Consider the following 17,849-nt stretch of genomic DNA (forward strand, 5'->3'; position numbering starts at 1 on the left):
GAACAATCGAACATAAATCGATGTTAACGCTTTTTCCCGTCACAGCAGTTCCGGCAAAGTAATTACAAGTTTGAGCCAAAACTATATTCGGTTTTGCCCAGGAAGTACCGACTACCATTGTCAAAGATAGACTAGAAATCAGGCGTTGTCGAATTGAAAGATGATCCGAATCAGATTGGAACTGAAATTACTTTGATAGCAAGGATTGCATTGCATCTTTTCTATTCTGATCTGACAACGTCTGAATTGCTATAGTCTCCCGATGCTAACATTAGCTCGATCGCTTGTTGGTGATCGCTGTTGATCATTATCTTGACTCTCGCTGCTCTCATTCCACAATACCCTCGATCGAGCTTGAGGTAACATCTTAAGCTTATTGAACTTAACTAGCGATAGATTCGAGGATTTATTAGCCCTATCAAAGCAAAAAACCCTGATTTTGCCTTGATTTTGCCCCATCTACCGCCCTAGCCCGACAAGTAATTTCTCATATAGATAAGAATTATTCTCAATAGCTGTACAATAGGAAAAGACAACTTTGCCAAGAATCGAGCAATGAACGATAAAATAACTCGGAGAGTCTTTCTAGGCGCGGGAACAGCCACCTTAGCAGTAGCAGTGGGTCAATTAGGGAAAATAAACGAAGTTTCCGCCCAAACTAAACAATTAAACCTCTATTCCTCCCGTCACTACAACACCGACCGACGATTGTATGACAACTTCACCCGACAAACGGGAATAAAAATTAACCTGGTCGAAGGGGAAGCAGACCCATTAATCGAACGAATCAAAAGCGAAGGCCGCAATAGTCCTGCTGATATACTCCTGACAGTAGATGCCGGGAGATTATGGCGGGCCGACCAACAGGGAATTTTTGCCCCAGTCAATTCCCCCATTCTCACCCAAAGAATTCCCGCTCATTTGCGTCACCCCAAAGGTCACTGGTTCGGGTTTAGTAAACGCTTGCGGGTAATCATGTACAACAAAGACAGAGTTAACCCCAGAGAAATCGATTCCTATGCAGATTTAACCAATCCCAAATGGAAAGGAAAAGTCGTCACTCGGTCGTCTAGTAACATCTATAGTCAATCTTTTACCGCTTGGTTAATCGACATCCAAGGAGAAGCAGCCACAGAAAAATGGTGTCGGGGATTAGTGGCTAATTTTGCCCGTTCACCCCAGGGCAATGATAAGGCACAAATCGAAGCTGTAGCCGCAGGAATTGCCGATTTAGCCCTAGCTAACACCTATTACTTAGCGGGGTATGCCGAAGAAAAAGACCCCGCTAAACGGGCAATTTATGACCAAGTAGGCGTAATTTTCCCCGACCAAACAGGCCGCGGCGCTCACGTTAATATTAGTGGTGGTGGTTTAATTAAAACCGCTCCCAATCGAGAATCGGCCATTAAATTTTTAGAGTATCTTTCTAGCAATGAAGCACAGAACTTTTTTGCTAAGGGTAATCAAGAATATCCCGTGGTTCGAGGGGTTGCTTTAGACCCTTTCCTAGCAAAACTCGGACGCGGTAAAGAAGATACCGTTAGCGTGGCTAATTATGGTCCTAATTTAGCCAAAGCAGTACAGGTAATGAATCGCGCTGGTTGGAAATAAGTTATCAGTTATCAGTTATCAGTTATCAGTTATCAGTTATCAGTGGGAAGTGGGAAGTGGGAAGTGGGAAGTGGGGAGCTTTTTTCAGTGATCAGAACGTAGGTTGGGTTGAAGCATGAAACCCAACGCCCGATTATGTTACGCTACCGCTAACCCATCCTACAAATAATTGTGCCTCCCTACTTAATTGGTTAAGCTAAAAGCTTGGATGTACTTAGTTTATAACCTTCTTTTTAGGTAGGAGAATTGCCAGATTCTTTTTTTTGCCTTTTGCCTTTTGCCTTTTGCCTTTTGCCTTTAGAAGCTAATTACCGATTACTGTTCACTGATAATTGCTATGTTAAGGCAAATAAAACCGAGAGATTATTAGCGGGCATAGGAATTACTTCTAACAATTGTAAACCTCGATCGCTCGCTGCTTGCACCACATCTTCTAAATTCCTAACTCCCCAAGCAGAATTTTGAGAACGGAGAGAAAAATCAAAGCTTTCATTACTAGGAGAAGTATGTTTTCCCTGTCGTTTATAGGGACCATAAAGATAGAGAATTTCCCCCGAACTAAGAATGCGACTCGCTCCTGCCATTAAACCTAAACAAGCGGACCAAGGGGCGATATGAATCATATTAATATTAACAATGGCATTAATAACGATATTTTCCGTCTCTACCGCCCAAACTGACTGATGAACATCGATAAATAGGGGGCGATCTAGATTAGAACTAGGATAATAATCGCACCAACTGCGAATACTATCTAGAGCCAGAGGGTTACAATCCGAGGGAATCCAACGACAAGGAGCAAGACGAGGGGCAAAAAAAACAGCGTGTTCACCCGTGCCGCTAGATATTTCTAGAATATTCCCAGTCTTCGGTAAAAATTGGCTGAGAACTTCCAAAATCGGCTGACGATTGCGTTCTGTTGCCGGGGCATATTGACGTAAATCAGACATAACTAGGGTTTGCGGCAAAAAGTTGGTTGGTGGGGTTAGGCGTCGGTCGTCAGGCGTCAGTCCTGATGAAAAAATTTTCACCACCACAGATGAAAGAGGTTTCCTTCCCTACACCCCACACCCCACACCCTACACCCTCTTTCCAGTCAGGAGGATTATTTTTATTTATTCTCCCTTCTCCCCAACTCCCACTCTGCAATAACTACTGGCAGCCAGAAATACGTTGGGTGCATATCATACTTTGTGCTTTTTGTCAAAAAAACTTTTTTTTTGCAATAAAACTACACACAAAAAAGATCATCGTTGTTGGTGAAATTGACTAATTTATCCGTCCTAATTAGAATAACCTTCTAGGTGTGGCAAGGGTTTCAACCATTGCTGCCTAAAAAAGCACGGAATGTGCCATTATGAAATTCAGTAAAATCGCTGTAACCATTGTAACATCGTTGTTAAATAAAAATCTTTCTCAATTAATTCTTAAGAATTTATAAATATTGCGGAATGTTAATTTAAATATTCTCAAGTTTTTGGCATCAATAAATAAATTTTGCTTATCTTTGGCGAACATTGGGTTAGGAGTCAGTATTCTCCGAGTCAGCTTTTTTCTCCCTTCTCCCCATTACCCCATCTCCCTGCTCCCCTCTTCCTGCTCCAGAAAAATATTAAGTTTTATTAAGAAGTTAGTGACAAAAGACCAGCTTTAATCTCTATTATCGTAGTAAGTGGATTTTGACCCGAATCAAGCCGGTCAAGATAAATAGTAACTTTTGCCCATCATCAAACAAAGATGGTCAGTCTAACTAAAACAGTCGCTGTGGCCATGCCCTCGTGATCAATTCCTATGTCAACCCTGGTTATTGTCGAATCCCCCACCAAAGCTCGGACGATCAGTAATTATCTGCCTAGCGGCTATCGAGTCCAAGCCTCCATGGGCCACATCCGCGATCTGCCCGCCTCTGCCGAAGAAATTCCCCCCGCCCACAAAGACAAATCCTGGGCTAACTTAGGCGTGGATGTGGAGAACGATTTCGATCCTCTCTACGTCGTCCCCAAAACCAAAAGTAAAATCGTCAAAGAATTAAAAGAAGCCCTCAAAGGCGCGAGCGAACTGATCCTCGCCACTGACGAAGATCGGGAAGGAGAAAGCATCAGTTGGCATCTCTTACAGGTACTCAACCCGAAAATACCCACCAAAAGGATGGTATTTCACGAAATCACCAAAGAAGCGATCCAAACCGCCCTGAAAAATTGTCGCTCCATCGACGAAAATTTAGTTCACGCCCAAGAAACCCGCCGCATACTCGATCGCCTCTACGGCTATACCCTCTCCCCCCTACTCTGGAAAAAAATCTCCAAAGGTTTATCCGCCGGCCGGGTACAATCGGTGGCGGTACGTCTGCTCGTACAACGGGAACGGGAACGACGGGCTTTTAAAACCGCCAATTATTGGGATCTGAAGGCGACTTTAGAAAAGGACAAAAATCAATTCGACTCGAAATTAGTCACCTTAAACGGTCAAAAAGTGGCAAATGGGAGCGATTTCGATGCCGACACCGGCAGACTGCTCCCCGGTCGCCAGGTGACACTCTTAGATCAAGCCACCGCCACCGCCTTAAAAGAACAGATCCAAGACAAAATCTGGCGCGTTAGCCACACCGAAGAAAAACCCACCACTCGCAAACCATCCCCCCCCTTCACCACCTCCACCCTACAGCAAGAAGCTAACCGGAAACTAGGCATATCCGCCAGGGACACCATGCGAATCGCCCAAAATCTCTACGAACAGGGCTACATCACCTATATGCGGACCGATTCCGTCCATCTTTCCGATCAGGCCATCAGCGCCGCCCGTCATTGTGTAGAACAAATGTACGGAAAAAACTATCTCAGTCCCCAACCCCGGCAATACACCACCAAAAGCAAAGGCGCGCAGGAAGCCCACGAAGCCATCCGACCTGCCGGCAGTAGCTTTCGCTTGCCCCGGGAAACCGGCCTGAGCGGACTAGAATTCGCCCTCTACGACCTAATCTGGAAACGTACCGTCGCCTCACAGATGGCCGATGCCCGTATTACCCAGATCGCCGTTAATATTCAGGTGGAAAATGCCGGATTTCGCTCCTCCGGCAAAAGAATCGACTTCCCCGGCTTTTTCCGCGCCTATGTGGAAGGTTCCGACGATCCCGAAGCCGCCATCGACGACCAAGAAATAATCCTACCCCCCCTCAGCGTCGGTGATACCCCCAATTGTCGCCAACTAGAAGCCATTAGCCACGATACCCAACCCCCCGCCCGTTATAGCGAAGCCTCTCTCGTAAAAACCCTCGAAAGTGAAGGAATCGGGCGACCCAGCACCTACGCCACTATTCTCGGCACCATTATCGATCGCGGTTATGCCCAAATGCGGAATAAAACCCTCATTCCCACCTTCACCGCCTTCGCCGTCGTCGGTTTATTAGAAAATCATTTCCCCGACCTGGTAGATCCCAAATTTACCTCGAAGATGGAGGAAACCCTCGACGATATCGCCACCGGTTCCGCTCAGTGGTTGCCCTATCTCGATCGCTTCTATCGCGGCGAAAAGGGGCTAGAAAGCCAAGTAAAAGAGCGCGAGGGTCAAATTAACTCTAGCACCGCTAAATCGGTGATTTTAGAGGATTTGCAGGCAACCATCAAGATCGGCAAGTACGGTCCCTATCTAGAAGTCTCCCGAGGCGATGAAATCCTCACCGCTTCCATCCCCGCCGATTTAACCCCCGCCGACCTCAACCCCGAACAGGTAGAAACCCTGCTGCGACAAAAAACCGAAGGTCCGGACAAAATCGGTCTTCATCCCGACACCGGAGAGCCAATTTATCTGCTCGTGGGTAGTTACGGTCCCTACGTCCAGTTAGGAGATATCAGCGATGACAACCCCAAACCGAAACGCGCCTCCCTACCCAAAGGAGTCAAACCAGAGGATGTCACCCTCGAACAAGCGGTGGGTTTATTGGCACTGCCACGACTACTGGGAACCCATCCCCTCACCGGAGGCAAAATTAAAGCCAGTTTAGGGCGTTTTGGTCCCTATGTAGTTCAGGAAGAGGGCAAGGAAAAAGAATATCGTTCCTTGAAAGCTGGCGATGATGTCTTAACTATAACCCTCGATCGAGCCTTAACCTTATTAGCCGAACCCAAAAAAACTCGCGGCACTCGCGGTTCCACCAAACCACCCCTAAAAGAATTGGGTAAACATCCCGACGACGGGGAATTGGTGGGATTGTACGAGGGTCCCTACGGAGTTTATATCAAACACGGCAAAACTAACGCCAAGATTCCTGAAGGAGAAACCGCCGAAACCCTAACTCTAGAACAAGCTTTAGTCGCCCTAGCAGCCAAGACAACCACTGCCAAGAAAACCACTACCAAGAAAACTACTTCTAGCACCACTAAAAAAACTACTTCCCCGGGTAGTAAAACCGGCAAAAGTAAGACGGTTTAGCGGTTAGTGGTGAGGCAATTTTCTACCTGGTCAATTCCTCACCCTGATGCGAGGACAAATCTGGCTGGCTTTTTTGTCCTTGGCACCACTTTGACTAGGCTGATCCTAAGTAGGTAGGCGTTAAAAATTATCAGACACCCCCCTTATCAAGGGGGGCAGGGGGGATCAAACCCCCCTTATCAAGGGGGGCAGGGGGGCAGGGGGGATCAAACCCCCCTTATCAAGGGGGGCAGGGGGGATCAAACCTAAAATCCATTTTTAATTTAATTACAACCAGCTACTTATACCCCAAATTCCCCTACTGTAAAGCAATCGCCATCGCTTCTTGGGGAATTTGCCGGTAAATTGGTTTTAAAAATTGTTCTATGGCATCGGATTCGGGGGCAGCCAGGGGAAAATTGCCTAAAATGTCGAGAATGGTTTGATTTTCATTCCCCGGCGTAATGACAACGAGGGAGGGATCTAGCTCCTCATCGTACTGCCAAAAGCGATCGATAGCACTTTCGGGGGCAGTTTTTTCGACTGCTGCGGGGGGTTCACTGACTGCTAAAGGTTGATTATCAGAGGAATAGGAGCGTTTTTCGCGTAAAGCTTCCAGAATTTGGCTTTTGCTTCGGCCACGCAGTTGCAAAAGCAGGAAGGGATCGACACTAAAACGATCGCCCAATTGATAATATACTGCTCCTATATGTTTGCAGGGGTTGGCTTGATCGGGACAGGTGCAACGGGAGCGAATATCAGCTAGGGAAAAGGGAAATAAATTTACCCCACTATCGATAAAAACACGCTCGATATGATCGGGCATTTGTCCGGTGAGTAATTGAGCGGAATAAATGGCTTTTTTGGAGAGAAGCTTAATAATATAATCCCATTCTTCATCACTAAAAGCCGCTAGGGATAAATCCACTATATAAGGTTCGGATTCACTGCCTTGTACTCTAGCAATAACTTGCGAGTCTTCAAAGTCAATACTTAAAACATTGCCCTCTCTAGCGTAGAGTCTAGCTCGTTCCAAGCGTTTTTTAAAGCGATAGGAATCGAGTAGTTCTAACCATTTTTGTACCCACCAAGTTTGTTCTGTCATTTTTTATTTACCCTACCGCTTATCAGCTTCGTTACTAACAAAAACACCAATTCAAAAAGGAAACACATCAGCCTCGAGGCCTGATTAAGAAAGGCTCATCAGGTATAGTCTGATCAATATAACAACAAATCAGACCCAAAAACAAAGCCCTCAACATTTTAACATAATACCATTTTTCTTTATTCGTGACAGGTATCCTACTCCCCTCTCCCAGAAAGGGGTTGGGGATGAGGGCAATTAACCATCTCTGCCATTACTTGAGAAAAATGGTATTAGTATTAAGATAAAATTATTGTAGTATCAACGGAAAGTGCGTAAAAAAACTTACTCCCAGGGATGTTACCAAAATGTCTAACGAAACCGTTACTTATAGTCTTGAATCTGTCCTCAAGGAAATCAAAGACAGCATCAAGGAAGTTAACCAAAAAATCGATACCTTGCAACAAGATATTAACCAGAAATTTGACAAAATCGACGAACGGTTAACTAAGCTAGAGGTAGGACAGACAAAACTAACTGAGAAAGTCGATGGGATGGATAGAAGACTAGAAAAGGTGGAAGGAACCCAAAAAAATCAAGTTTGGACGTTAATTATCCTTTTAGGAGGAGCGATCGGCACGGCAGCGTGGCGCTCTTTCTTTTCTGGTAATCCTTAGAAATATTGCCATAATACTAAATTCTAGGCAATAGGTAATCAGTTTTTAATAACCAGATTTAGGATTATAATAAAATTATTATACTATCATTACTCCCAAGGATGTTACCAAAATGTCTAACGAAACCGTTACTTATAGTCTTGAATCCGTCCTCAAGGAAATTAAAGACAGCATCAAGGAGGTTAACCAAAAAATCGATACCTTGCAAAGAGATGTCACCCAAAAAATCGATACCTTGCAACAGGATGTTAACCAGAAATTTGACAGCCTACAGAAGGATTTTAACCAGAAATTTGACGGACTACAGAAAGATTTTAACCAAAAAATCGATACCTTGCAACAGGATTTCAACCAGAAATTTGACGGACTACAGAAAGATTTTAACCAGAAATTTGACGGACTACAGAAGGATCTTAACCAGAAATTTGAGAAAATTGACGAACGGCTAACTAAGCTAGAGGTAGGACAAGCAAAACTAACTGAGAAAGTCGATGGGATGGATAGAAGACTAGAAAAGCTGGAAGGAACCCAAAAAAATCAAGTTTGGACGTTAATTATCCTTTTAGGAGGAGCGATCGGAACAGCAGCATGGCGCTCTTTCTTTTCTGGTAATCCTTAGAAATATTACTATAATTTCTCACTTTATGGTAGTTATGAGGGGAAATCAGCAGATGTGAAACTCAGGTTAAAAATAAGGGATATTTAACCCATCCTACCGATAATTATGCTTTCCTCAACCATCTTTTTAACAATCGCCACAATGCCACTATTATCCCCCCAATTAAAACTAAAGGAAACATAACCACCCCCAGAAAGAAAGCAACGATTAAGGGATATTTTCGGGTTTCTAATTGCCGAATTGCCTGATCGCACTTTTGAACATCCGCTGCTAACCCCAATGCTTGAAATAATTCCCGCGCTTGAAGAATTGCTTCTTTCGCTTCCGATATACGTTTGAGTTTATAGTAGGTAAGTCCCAGATTAAACCAAGCATTCGCTTCAACCCCCCGATCACCGATTTCGCGTGTGATTGCTAAGGACTGTTGATAAAACTCGATCGCTTTTTGGTATTCTCCTAGGGAATCGTAAACAATGCCTAAATTAATGTAGGAATCCGCTTCACCCCCCCGATGACCGATTTCCCGTTTGATTGCTAAAGACTGTTGATAAAACTCGATCGCTTTTTGGTATTCTCCTAGGGAACAGTAAACATTGCCTAAACCGATGTAGGAATTCGCTTCACCCCCCCGATCACCGATTTCCCGATCGATTGCTAAGGACTGTTGATAAAACTCGATCGCTTTTTGGTATTCTCCTAGAGAATAGTAAACATTGCCTAAATTATTGTAGTATGCCGCTTCACCCCTCCGATCACCGATTTCCCGAAAGATTGCTAAAGACTGTTGACAAAACTCGATCGCTTTTTGGTATTCTCCTAGGGAATAGTAAACATTGCCTAAATTATTGTAGGATTTCGCTTCACCCTCCCGATCACCGATTTCCCGATCGATTGCTAAGCATTGTTGATGAAACTCGATCGCTTTTTCGTATTCTCCTAGGGAATAGTAAACACTGCCTAAATTATTGTAGGATTTCGCTTCACCCCCCCGATCACCGATTTCCCGTGTGATTGCTAAGGACTGTTGATGAAACTCGATCGCTTTTTGGTATTCTCCTAGGGAATCGTAAACACTGCCTAAATTATTGTAGGAATACGCTTCACCCTCCCGATCACCGATTTCCCGATCGATTGCTAAGCATTGTTGATGAAACTCGATCGCTTTTTGGTATTCTCCTAGAAAATAGTAAGCATTGCCTAAACTGCTGAGGGATGCGGCATAATTCCGGTTGGTTTGCTCCTGCTGTTGTTGGTAAACAGTGACTAATTCAAGGTAATAATCCGCTAGGGTTTGATAATACCCCCGTCGGGTGAGAAAATCATCGATAGCACGGAGAATATCAAAAGCATAGTCGTACTCGGTTAACTGATAGCAATGATAGAAAATTTCTAGGTAAGGTTGCACATCGTTGAGGATTTCCCAGGAGTCGGGTTGAGCAATAGAAAGATAATAGGCGATCGCTTTTTGGTGTAATTCCCTTTGATCGCCGGCTTTGTATTGTGCATATTCCCAAACTAAAGGCTGAAAACTAAAAATTCGCTGGCGATTTTCCTCTTTTTCTTCTAATAATGATCGTCGCTGCAATTCTCGCAGAGCTGCCGTGATCTCGGATAGTGCGATCTCCGGGTAATTATCCATCACCGCTTTGGCTGCCAGAGAATCAAATTCTCGGCGATAAATGCTGGTTTTAGTGAATAATTCTTGCTGTCTTTGGCTAAGTCGCTGAAAACTAGCATCTAAAACCAAAGCAATTCCCACTGTCTCTTGACGATGACTCCCCACCACCTGCGAATCGCTCAAAAGTTGCGATAAATTTCCTAATCCTAAATCCGCTAACCTTTCTAAACTGGGGTTTTGCGGAAATTCTGCTAAGATTAAATCCGCCACCAATCGCAGGAGTAATGGATGACCATCCACCCGTCGAGAAAAGTTCTCTAGATCCCCTGTTATTTGCGATTCTGCTAACAATTTCGCCCCTTCAGGAGGTTTCAAACCTTTTAGCTCAATCCAACGGTTAAAACCCCTAGTTTTTGGCTTTTCTCTGGTGGTGACTATAATTTTGCTGGTGTCACCTTTTTCTATCCAAGCAGTGAAAAACTGCTGATAAAATTCATTATTCCAAGAACCATCTTCCCCTAATAAACTCTCTAGATTATCGATAATAATTAGGTGGCGATGGCGTTGCAATTGTCTGATTAAAGCTTCCTGTAAATCTATTTCTTTTTCGGGGACGGGATAACCAAATTCCGTCAGGAATTGGCGAGCTAAACCACTAAATCCGCCCAGATTTCCCGCTTCCCACCAAAAGCGTTTTGGGAATAAATCTTCATCGTCCCCTAGGTAAGGATCGAGGGTAATTTTCTCCTCAAAAATTTTGCTGGCTAGGGTAGATTTTCCAATTCCTCCAACTCCTTTGATGCCAATCATCGCAACATTTTGATCATTAAACCACTGCTTAATTTGGGTGATTTCCTCCTCCCTTCCCTGCCAATGGACGAGACTTTTTCGAGCATCTCCTCCCTTGAAAATACCCCCCGATGGAGTTTCCAATCGGTTTAAAAGTTCCTCGGAAAGTATTAGATTTTTAGTCTCGATTTTGCCAATTAAATTTACTTTAGATTGAGCCTGGGCCGTTGCCGATAGATTAATCTCGTTGGAATTAGTTTCTGAAGTCATGAGAAAAATTGGGGGTTTTCTTGAGATAAAAATTAGGATGGCTCTCTTGTCTTTCCTGTGATAAGTTTGATTAATCGATCGCTAGTTACTCTTTGTGTCCTTTGTGCCTTTGTGGTTCATCCTTCTCTTCTGGCAAATAGGGAATAATAAAATGTATTCAGTGATACATTTTACCCAACTAACCCAAGAGAGCCATTAGGATTTAGAAACTAACTTTACCTGCCTCGATTTTTCCTACTATTTTAACGGTACTATTATCATAAGCTGTGGCATTCATGGCGATATTTTCTTGATTGCCACTGTTGATAACTTGTTTAATTTGTTGTGCTAGGGTTTGGATTTCTTGGGCAAAATTGGGGTCTTTGAGCATTTCTACCTGTAAAAAAGGAACCACTTGCTGTTCAATCATCGCCTCGGATTTGGTTTGTTCTGCTGCCGCTAAAACCTGAGCGGCGGCGGGTTCCTTTTGTAACTTTTGCTTAATTTTTTGCCACAATTCTACACCTTTATCCATTGCTCCTTCCGTTAATTTACCGATAACAGCTTCAAAGGCGATTTTAGCGATTTCGGCGGCGGCTAACTCTGCTAACATAATTATCAATCGCGAGAATTTTTCGCCATTCTAGCACAACTATTTTGGGATGAAAGCAGGAAAGTCAATCACTCATCTTGTCGGGAATCAGCGTTCCTTTGATCCCCCCTTGATAAGGGGGTGTCGATCCCCCCTGTTCCTAGGTTTGGTTCATAGTAGGGTTGATTCATGAATCAACCCTACCCTTGATAAGGGGGGTGCCGATACCCCCTTATCTTAGAGCCAAAAAAGACAGGCAGAGAGCCTGTCTAGAAAACCAAACAAATCACCTATCAGTTGGCCACAAATAGGGAGTTTTTTGCGTCAAATTTCCAAGCAATACCATCGGGATCTCTGATGCGACTCCAATCGGCGAATTCTGTTTCGGATTTATTTTTCTTGTTTCTACCCAAAACGGCCGGAGTAACTCCTAAACGTTTAGCCAAATCCGCCAAACTCATCGATGAGATGGCTTCAGATACAGAGGTTAGTGATTCTTCCCTAACTTCTGATTCTGACTGGAACAAAGAACTGGCAGAACTGTTTAAACTAGGATTAATTATCTCCTCCGGTTCTTGAATTACCGTTTCTTGAACAGAGATTGCTGCGATATTTTCTTCCTCTTTTTCCTCAAATAATTTACCTAAATTAGTCAGGGGTTGGGAGGAGGAAATAACAGGAACCTCCGGGACAGAATTTTCGCTTTTCTCGGCGACAATCAGGGGGGATTTAGCCTCCTGCGATGGCTCTAAATTGGTCAGGGGAGATCTCGAGGCAGTAATCGCAGGAACTTGTTTTTCCCCTATTTCTTCTAAAGAGGGGTCACTCTCATCAAAAATACTACCCAGGGTACTGGCGGTGATAAAGTAATAGGCCATACCTTTATCGCCTACAGCTTTTTTTTGCGCCCCAAATTCCTCAGCTTTTCTGTCTAAAAATTGTCTGGCTAATTTGGCCGTGAGATTGGCTTTTGCCGATAGGTCAATCGGGGTGAGACAACCTTGATTGTCCTGTAAAAGTTGATTGAAATAGGGGTTAATCACCGTCGATAATTTTGACCAGCGATAGTCTTGCCACACCTTGACTGCCAGAGTTAAGAGGAAGACAAGTAGGATCAATGGCCAAGCGGTAAAAAGAAGGATGATTAACACCGCTAGGGGGATGATGAGGACGAGAAACCCCGCCGTTTGACGATCGATAATTTTTCCAGTCATAATTTCATAAGCTGCCAGAATTAAAATTTTTAATGGCTAGTTTGACTATCTCCTGCCATAAGTGTATATGACCAGTTTAGGCTTTATTGGTCACGCCGGTTAGTTCTAGTCGTTCAAACATGGCAAATCGTGCTTTCAGGGCCAGAGAATCATCAAGTTTTGTTAAAAAAATCGGTTTTTGATACTTTTGTTCTAAAGCTTTTTGGATTAACCAATCGGCTAAAAAGGGATTTTTGGGTAGTAGGGGACCGTGGGCATAGGTAGCGATCGCATTGTGGTAAAATGCTCCTTCATAACCGTCCTCTCCGTTATTTCCGTAACCAGTAATCACCTTTCCCAAGGGAGAAACGGTTTGTAAATAGGTACGACCCCCGTGATTTTCAAAGCCAATTACTAGCGGTTTTTCCCCAGTCATAGCTTTAATTTCCTCCGCTAAGGGAGAGGCCGTAATTTCAAAAACCACGTTACCGATACAGCGTTTTGCATTGGGGCCAGGATGTTTACTTACTAGGTCTAATAATCCTAATCCTTCGATTCTTTGACCGAAAGCTGGTTCGTAATAATGCCCTAATAATTGTGGGGAACCACAGGTAAAAACCCCGGGTATTCCTGCCGATAATTGTTCTTTCATCGCCGCTGCTTTTTTCCCCTGTAAATCGCGCATAACGATCTCCTGTTGCCGATCCTGCGCTCCACCCCCAACAATTATATCTACTTGGTAAAATGTCTCGGCTTCTGTTTGAGCATCTAGGGGAATAATTGTCACAGGAATATCACGCCATTGACATCTTCTTTGAATAGTAATAACATTACCTCGATCGCCGTAGGTACTCATTAAGGTCGGATATAACCAGCCGATTTTTAGTTCTAGTTCTTGCATAATTTTTTAGGGGATTAGGGAATGGGGAAATGGGGAAATGGGGGAATGGGCAAATGGGGAAATGGGGGAATTCAACTAACACCCTAACACCCCAACACCTAACACTAATCTTCACTCTTTTCTAATTTCTACAAAATCTTTCGACCCGTGAGAATCTCTCGTACTTCTAACATAGCAGAATAGGTGGGTAAAATATGTAAAGTTTCCTCATTTTTGGTGTTATTAAGGGCAATTTGGATCGCTTTTTTTAGATCGGATTCAACAATTAAATTAACCGGATAAGCGAGACTATCCTGACTATATTGTAAGCGCAAAGCCATGTCATAAAGTCGATCGCCTGTTACCACTAAAGTTGTTCCCAAACGGGTTAATTTTTCCGTATCCACATCCCAAATCCAAGAAACATCCGTCCCGTCGGGGATGCGATCATTGAGAACTAAGAGAGTAGTAGAAGACTTTTCTTTCTGTAAAATATCAGCCACTGCGCGAATTGTTTCATTCATACCCACGGGATTTTTAGACAGTAAAATCCTAACTTTTTTACCCTCAATTTCTAATTCTTCCGCTCGACCAAAAGCCGCTTTAAAACCCTGAACTGTCTCAAAAATTTCTCGATCTTTAATCCCTAATTCCTGGGCTACTAAACCCGCCGCCAAAGTATTATATTTATTATAAACACCGATTAAAATCTGCGGCCAATCGTGACTATGAAAAGCAGGATTACTCTTTTTAAAGCCACAACTAGGACAACTAAAATCCCCTAAATGGGAGAGATAAACCCCGCGATAATCCAAAGAAGCACCACATTTAGGACAGTAAATAGAATCGACAGCGTGGGGAATTTCTTCTAGATATAATTCTGGCTCACTTAAGCCAAAATATACAACTCTTTGGGGCAGTTGTTGACCCAAATGGGAAAGAGTCGGATCATCAGCATTGAGAATCACTAAAGTATCGGTGGGTAGGGGAGATATGGCCCCTTGCCAACGGCGACTAATTGTATCCACTTCCCCATAGCGATCGAGTTGATCGCGAAACAAATTAAGAGCTAGAATAGCGCGAGGACGACAATCTTTTAAAACCAAAGGGAGAATATTTTCATCCACTTCTAAAATGGCATAATCAGCCTTTAAAGTGCCGAATAAATTAGCATCGGCTAATAAAGCAGTGATTAAACCATTAATTAAATTTGCCCCAGTGGTATTATGGGTGACTTTTGCCCCCTGACGCTCTAGAATAGTTCTTAGCAGTAGGGAAGTGGTAGTTTTTCCATTCGTGCCAACCACCAAAATTACCCCCCGTCGGACTTGCCCACAAAGTAGCGGCAACAAACGGGGATGGAGACGACGGGCAATTTCCCCCGGCAAGACGCTGGCGGCCCCTAAACGGAGTCCTTTAACCACAGCAGTAACGGTTTTAGCCACCGCTACGGCTATCCCTAAACGGATGCGATCAAACAATTGCATGAAGTGAGATTCTTATAGCTGTTTCGTGATTTTACCCCTAAAAGAAGACCAGTAAACGGGGTAAGTTCCCTAATTAGTCTCCCAGTGGGGGTAAATCTCAGTTTATTCTGGCTTTTTTTCTCCCCTAACAAGTTTTTTAATTGTAGTTCTGATCGGAAATTTTCTGCGTAATTCACTATAAGTAATTGTTGATTTTTCCTCAATCATAAACAGGAAAGCTTCTTGTGTAGAATTGTATTTTTGAGGATAGCGAGGACTGCTAGGGTGAATGGCGATTAAATTATAAAAATAAGAACCTTGGTTAAGAGAATGGAGGCGACGTAGATCGCTAGTGAGAAAAGGCGCAGGAGCGAAATAACGAAAGAAATGGTAGCCAATTTCTGCTAAAAATTCTTGCAATTGCTCAATTTTAAATCCATATTTTTCGTAATGGGGTGAACAAACTTCAATATATAACATGGGGTGATACTGTTTTAAAGTCTTCCTGGCTCCCTGAAGAACTTTAATCTCCATTCCTTCCACATCTATTTTAATAAAATCACACTGTTTTAGATGCAAATTATTTTCTATCCAAAAATCTAAGGTTGTGGAAGTAAATAGTTCTCCTTCCACCTCTGATGATTCAATAAAGCGGGTAGCTCCCATGTTTTTAGGGGCTTTTTTTATAGAAAATTTTTTTTGAGTATCACTAATAACATCAGTTTGTACTTGTACTAAATGTGAAACATTATTCAATCGCAGGTTTTCCAAGAGAATTTGATGAATTCCTGGACAAGGCTCAAAGGCAAATACCCGTCCTTCAGGGGATGATAAACGGGCCGCTAAAGTTGAAAAAGTGCCAATATTGGCACCAATATCAAAGCAAACATCCCCCGGATGAATCATTTTATCGTCGATTCCGGGATAAGCACTCGCCAAATCTCGCAGATTTTCCAATAAATTAGATGTCTTCGGGTCGAGACAATAAAATTTATCTTCAGGTGTATTAACCAGCTTTAAATTATCATTCATAAACTCAGGCTTGAAATATTTGAAAACATCATATTACGCTTCGAGAATTTTGTCAATATTTAAAGCCAATAGATTTCCAGAAAATGTAGCATCTGAGTTAAGTTTTAGCCACTTGATTACAGGGAAGTATTCTTACAGCAGTTATCTTAATAGTAGAATACGAAATTTTCTTTTTGGGGAGTCAGCAGACCAGAGCGCGGAGACGATGCCAAATATAGGTTACACTTCACCTTTAGGAGAAACGCTTAATCAACGTGATTGCCACTGCCATCAAATACAAAAAGCCTTTATCTGCCCCAGGGGTTCGTCTTTGAAAAAGACAGCCTATAATATAGGTAAGTTTGGGGCCGATTCTACCGCACACGACATTTTAGGGCTAGAGCTTATGGGTTTATTGACAAGATTGGGGATTTCACTGGGATTACTCGCCCTAGGTGGTACTGTGGGTGTGCTAGGAAATCAGTATTTAAGCAGAAAAGCACCCCTAGAGGTAAATAAACCGCCGGCAATCCTCCCCGCTTCCCTCTCTCTTCCTGTTATTCCCCAAACCGACGGTAATGTTAATTTTATCGCCCAGGCCGTGCAGAAAGTCGGGCCGGCGGTGGTGCGGATTGACTCGGCCCGGGAAGTGGCCGACCAAATTCCCGAAGAATTTAAACAGCCCTTTTTTCGGCGCTTTTTTGGTAATGAAGTGCCGATTCCCAGGGAGCATTTGGAACGGGGAACTGGTTCCGGGTTTATTGTTAGTACAGATGGACTACTTTTGACTAATGCCCATGTGGTGGAAGGGACAACCCAAGTAAAAGTGACTCTGAAAAACGGTCAAACCTATCAGGGTAAAGTCCTGGGAGTTGACAATATGACCGATGTGGCCCTGGTGAAAATTGAGGCGAAAAATTTACCGACGGTGACTTTTGGCAAGGCCGAAACTTTAATCCCCGGGGAGTGGGCGATCGCTATTGGCAATCCCCTAGGCTTAGATAATACTGTTACGGTGGGCATTATTAGTGCCTTGGGCCGGACTAGCAGCGAAGTGGGGGTTCCCGATAAACGGGTTCGTTTTATCCAAACCGATGCCGCTATTAACCCCGGCAATTCCGGCGGCCCGTTGCTGAACGCCAAGGGGGAAGTTATCGGCATTAATACGGCAATTCGGGCCGATGCTCAGGGTTTAGGGTTTGCCATTCCCATCGAAACCGCCCAAAAAGTGGCGGGACAGCTATCTAGCAAGGGTAAAGCGGAACATCCCTACATCGGTATCCAGATGGTGACGCTAAACCCAGAATTACGGCAGCAATTGAATGAAACTAAAGAATTAAGCTTTAATATTGACCAAAATGAAGGGGTAATCGTCCTGCGAGTGGTGGAAAATTCCCCCGCTCAAAAGGCCGGAATGCAACCGGGTGATATCATCGAAACTGTGGCAGGAAACCCCGTTAAAACCGCTTCGGATGTGCAGCAAGGTGTAGAAACCAGTGCGATCGGTGGTAATCTGGAAATCGAGATTAACCGCAGGGGTAAACAACAAACTCTCACCGTTCAACCGGGGGTTTTTCCTAGCAAAAGTAGCGAGTAAACTACTTTCAACCGGTCAAGGGGCGACCCCTTACCCTACACTGGGAGGAGAGAAAA

The 17,849-nt window shown here is 43.6% G+C and carries 13 protein-coding genes; 5 read left to right on the forward strand and 8 right to left on the reverse strand.

Going from position 1 to position 17,849, the window contains the following annotated elements; all coding sequences use genetic code 11:
• The first annotated feature begins 555 nt into the window (after positions 1 to 555).
• Positions 556 to 1,611 (forward strand): Fe(3+) ABC transporter substrate-binding protein, encoded by a 1,056-nt coding sequence (locus PN470_RS15705; protein ID WP_272104771.1) that lies wholly within the window; start codon positions 556 to 558, stop codon positions 1,609 to 1,611.
• A gap of 335 nt (positions 1,612 to 1,946) precedes the next feature.
• Here the strand turns inward: PN470_RS15705 and PN470_RS15710 are convergent, their stop codons facing one another.
• Positions 1,947 to 2,561: a DUF938 domain-containing protein gene (locus PN470_RS15710; RefSeq protein WP_271935668.1), complete on the reverse strand. Its 615-nt coding sequence runs from the start codon at positions 2,559 to 2,561 to the stop codon at positions 1,947 to 1,949.
• A gap of 841 nt (positions 2,562 to 3,402) precedes the next feature.
• Here PN470_RS15710 and topA point away from each other — a divergent pair.
• Positions 3,403 to 6,039: a type I DNA topoisomerase gene (topA, locus tag PN470_RS15715; RefSeq protein WP_272104772.1), complete on the forward strand. Its 2,637-nt coding sequence runs from the start codon at positions 3,403 to 3,405 to the stop codon at positions 6,037 to 6,039.
• 298 nt (positions 6,040 to 6,337) lie between these two features.
• On the opposite strand, the gene PN470_RS15720 is transcribed toward topA, so the two are convergent.
• The gene (locus PN470_RS15720; RefSeq protein ID WP_002736871.1) at positions 6,338 to 7,123 is read right to left on the reverse strand and encodes an SWIM zinc finger family protein; all 786 of its coding nucleotides are present in this window, start codon (positions 7,121 to 7,123) and stop codon (positions 6,338 to 6,340) included.
• 347 nt (positions 7,124 to 7,470) lie between these two features.
• Here PN470_RS15720 and PN470_RS15725 point away from each other — a divergent pair, with 347 nt between their 5' ends.
• Together PN470_RS15725 and PN470_RS15730 are read left to right on the forward strand one after the other, a co-directional pair.
• Positions 7,471 to 7,779, forward strand: coding sequence for a DUF1515 domain-containing protein (locus PN470_RS15725; RefSeq protein WP_002736582.1), 309 nt, complete (start codon positions 7,471 to 7,473; stop codon positions 7,777 to 7,779).
• A gap of 112 nt (positions 7,780 to 7,891) precedes the next feature.
• On the forward strand, positions 7,892 to 8,398 hold the full coding sequence (locus PN470_RS15730; protein ID WP_271935674.1) for a DUF4164 domain-containing protein: 507 nt from the start codon (positions 7,892 to 7,894) through the stop codon (positions 8,396 to 8,398).
• 103 nt (positions 8,399 to 8,501) lie between these two features.
• Here the strand turns inward: PN470_RS15730 and PN470_RS15735 are convergent, their stop codons facing one another.
• The 6 genes from PN470_RS15735 to PN470_RS15760 form a co-directional block, all read right to left on the reverse strand.
• The gene (locus tag PN470_RS15735; RefSeq protein ID WP_272104773.1) at positions 8,502 to 11,075 is read right to left on the reverse strand and encodes a tetratricopeptide repeat protein; all 2,574 of its coding nucleotides are present in this window, start codon (positions 11,073 to 11,075) and stop codon (positions 8,502 to 8,504) included.
• Positions 11,076 to 11,277: 202 nt separating this feature from the next.
• A complete protein-coding gene (locus tag PN470_RS15740) occupies positions 11,278 to 11,667 on the reverse strand; it encodes a hypothetical protein (protein ID WP_272104774.1) in 390 nt (129 codons plus the stop codon).
• A 272-nt stretch (positions 11,668 to 11,939) separates the two neighbouring features.
• Entirely contained in the window at positions 11,940 to 12,860 is a 921-nt protein-coding gene (locus PN470_RS15745) for a hypothetical protein (protein WP_272104775.1), read from the reverse strand.
• Between the two features lie 76 nt (positions 12,861 to 12,936).
• Positions 12,937 to 13,740 carry a type 1 glutamine amidotransferase gene (locus PN470_RS15750; RefSeq protein ID WP_012267906.1) on the reverse strand — a complete coding sequence of 268 codons (804 nt, stop codon included), beginning with the start codon at positions 13,738 to 13,740 and terminating at the stop codon, positions 12,937 to 12,939.
• Positions 13,741 to 13,868: 128 nt separating this feature from the next.
• Positions 13,869 to 15,206: a Mur ligase family protein gene (locus PN470_RS15755; RefSeq protein WP_002776995.1), complete on the reverse strand. Its 1,338-nt coding sequence runs from the start codon at positions 15,204 to 15,206 to the stop codon at positions 13,869 to 13,871.
• 102 nt (positions 15,207 to 15,308) lie between these two features.
• A complete protein-coding gene (locus tag PN470_RS15760; protein WP_002776996.1) occupies positions 15,309 to 16,217 on the reverse strand; it encodes an FkbM family methyltransferase in 909 nt (302 codons plus the stop codon).
• A 385-nt stretch (positions 16,218 to 16,602) separates the two neighbouring features.
• Here PN470_RS15760 and PN470_RS15765 point away from each other — a divergent pair, with 385 nt between their 5' ends.
• Positions 16,603 to 17,793, forward strand: coding sequence for an HhoA/HhoB/HtrA family serine endopeptidase (locus PN470_RS15765; protein ID WP_272104783.1), 1,191 nt, complete (start codon positions 16,603 to 16,605; stop codon positions 17,791 to 17,793).
• Positions 17,794 to 17,849: the final 56 nt, after the last annotated feature.

This window comes from Microcystis sp. CS-574 (genome assembly GCF_028329095.1).
Taxonomy (GTDB): domain Bacteria; phylum Cyanobacteriota; class Cyanobacteriia; order Cyanobacteriales; family Microcystaceae; genus Microcystis; species Microcystis ichthyoblabe_A.

Excerpts from the sequence above, each read along its gene's own strand:
- PN470_RS15705 (WP_272104771.1), top strand. The coding sequence starts at position 556 with ATGAACGATAAAATAACTCGGAGAGTCTTTCTAGGCGCGGGAACAGCC.
- PN470_RS15710 (WP_271935668.1), bottom strand. The coding sequence starts at position 2,561 with ATGTCTGATTTACGTCAATATGCCCCGGCAACAGAACGCAATCGTCAG.
- topA (WP_272104772.1), top strand. The coding sequence starts at position 3,403 with ATGTCAACCCTGGTTATTGTCGAATCCCCCACCAAAGCTCGGACGATC.
- PN470_RS15720 (WP_002736871.1), bottom strand. The coding sequence starts at position 7,123 with ATGACAGAACAAACTTGGTGGGTACAAAAATGGTTAGAACTACTCGAT.
- PN470_RS15725 (WP_002736582.1), top strand. The coding sequence starts at position 7,471 with ATGTCTAACGAAACCGTTACTTATAGTCTTGAATCTGTCCTCAAGGAA.
- PN470_RS15730 (WP_271935674.1), top strand. The coding sequence starts at position 7,892 with ATGTCTAACGAAACCGTTACTTATAGTCTTGAATCCGTCCTCAAGGAA.
- PN470_RS15735 (WP_272104773.1), bottom strand. The coding sequence starts at position 11,075 with ATGACTTCAGAAACTAATTCCAACGAGATTAATCTATCGGCAACGGCC.
- PN470_RS15740 (WP_272104774.1), bottom strand. The coding sequence starts at position 11,667 with ATGTTAGCAGAGTTAGCCGCCGCCGAAATCGCTAAAATCGCCTTTGAA.
- PN470_RS15745 (WP_272104775.1), bottom strand. The coding sequence starts at position 12,860 with ATGACTGGAAAAATTATCGATCGTCAAACGGCGGGGTTTCTCGTCCTC.
- PN470_RS15750 (WP_012267906.1), bottom strand. The coding sequence starts at position 13,740 with ATGCAAGAACTAGAACTAAAAATCGGCTGGTTATATCCGACCTTAATG.
- PN470_RS15755 (WP_002776995.1), bottom strand. The coding sequence starts at position 15,206 with ATGCAATTGTTTGATCGCATCCGTTTAGGGATAGCCGTAGCGGTGGCT.
- PN470_RS15760 (WP_002776996.1), bottom strand. The coding sequence starts at position 16,217 with ATGAATGATAATTTAAAGCTGGTTAATACACCTGAAGATAAATTTTAT.
- PN470_RS15765 (WP_272104783.1), top strand. The coding sequence starts at position 16,603 with ATGGGTTTATTGACAAGATTGGGGATTTCACTGGGATTACTCGCCCTA.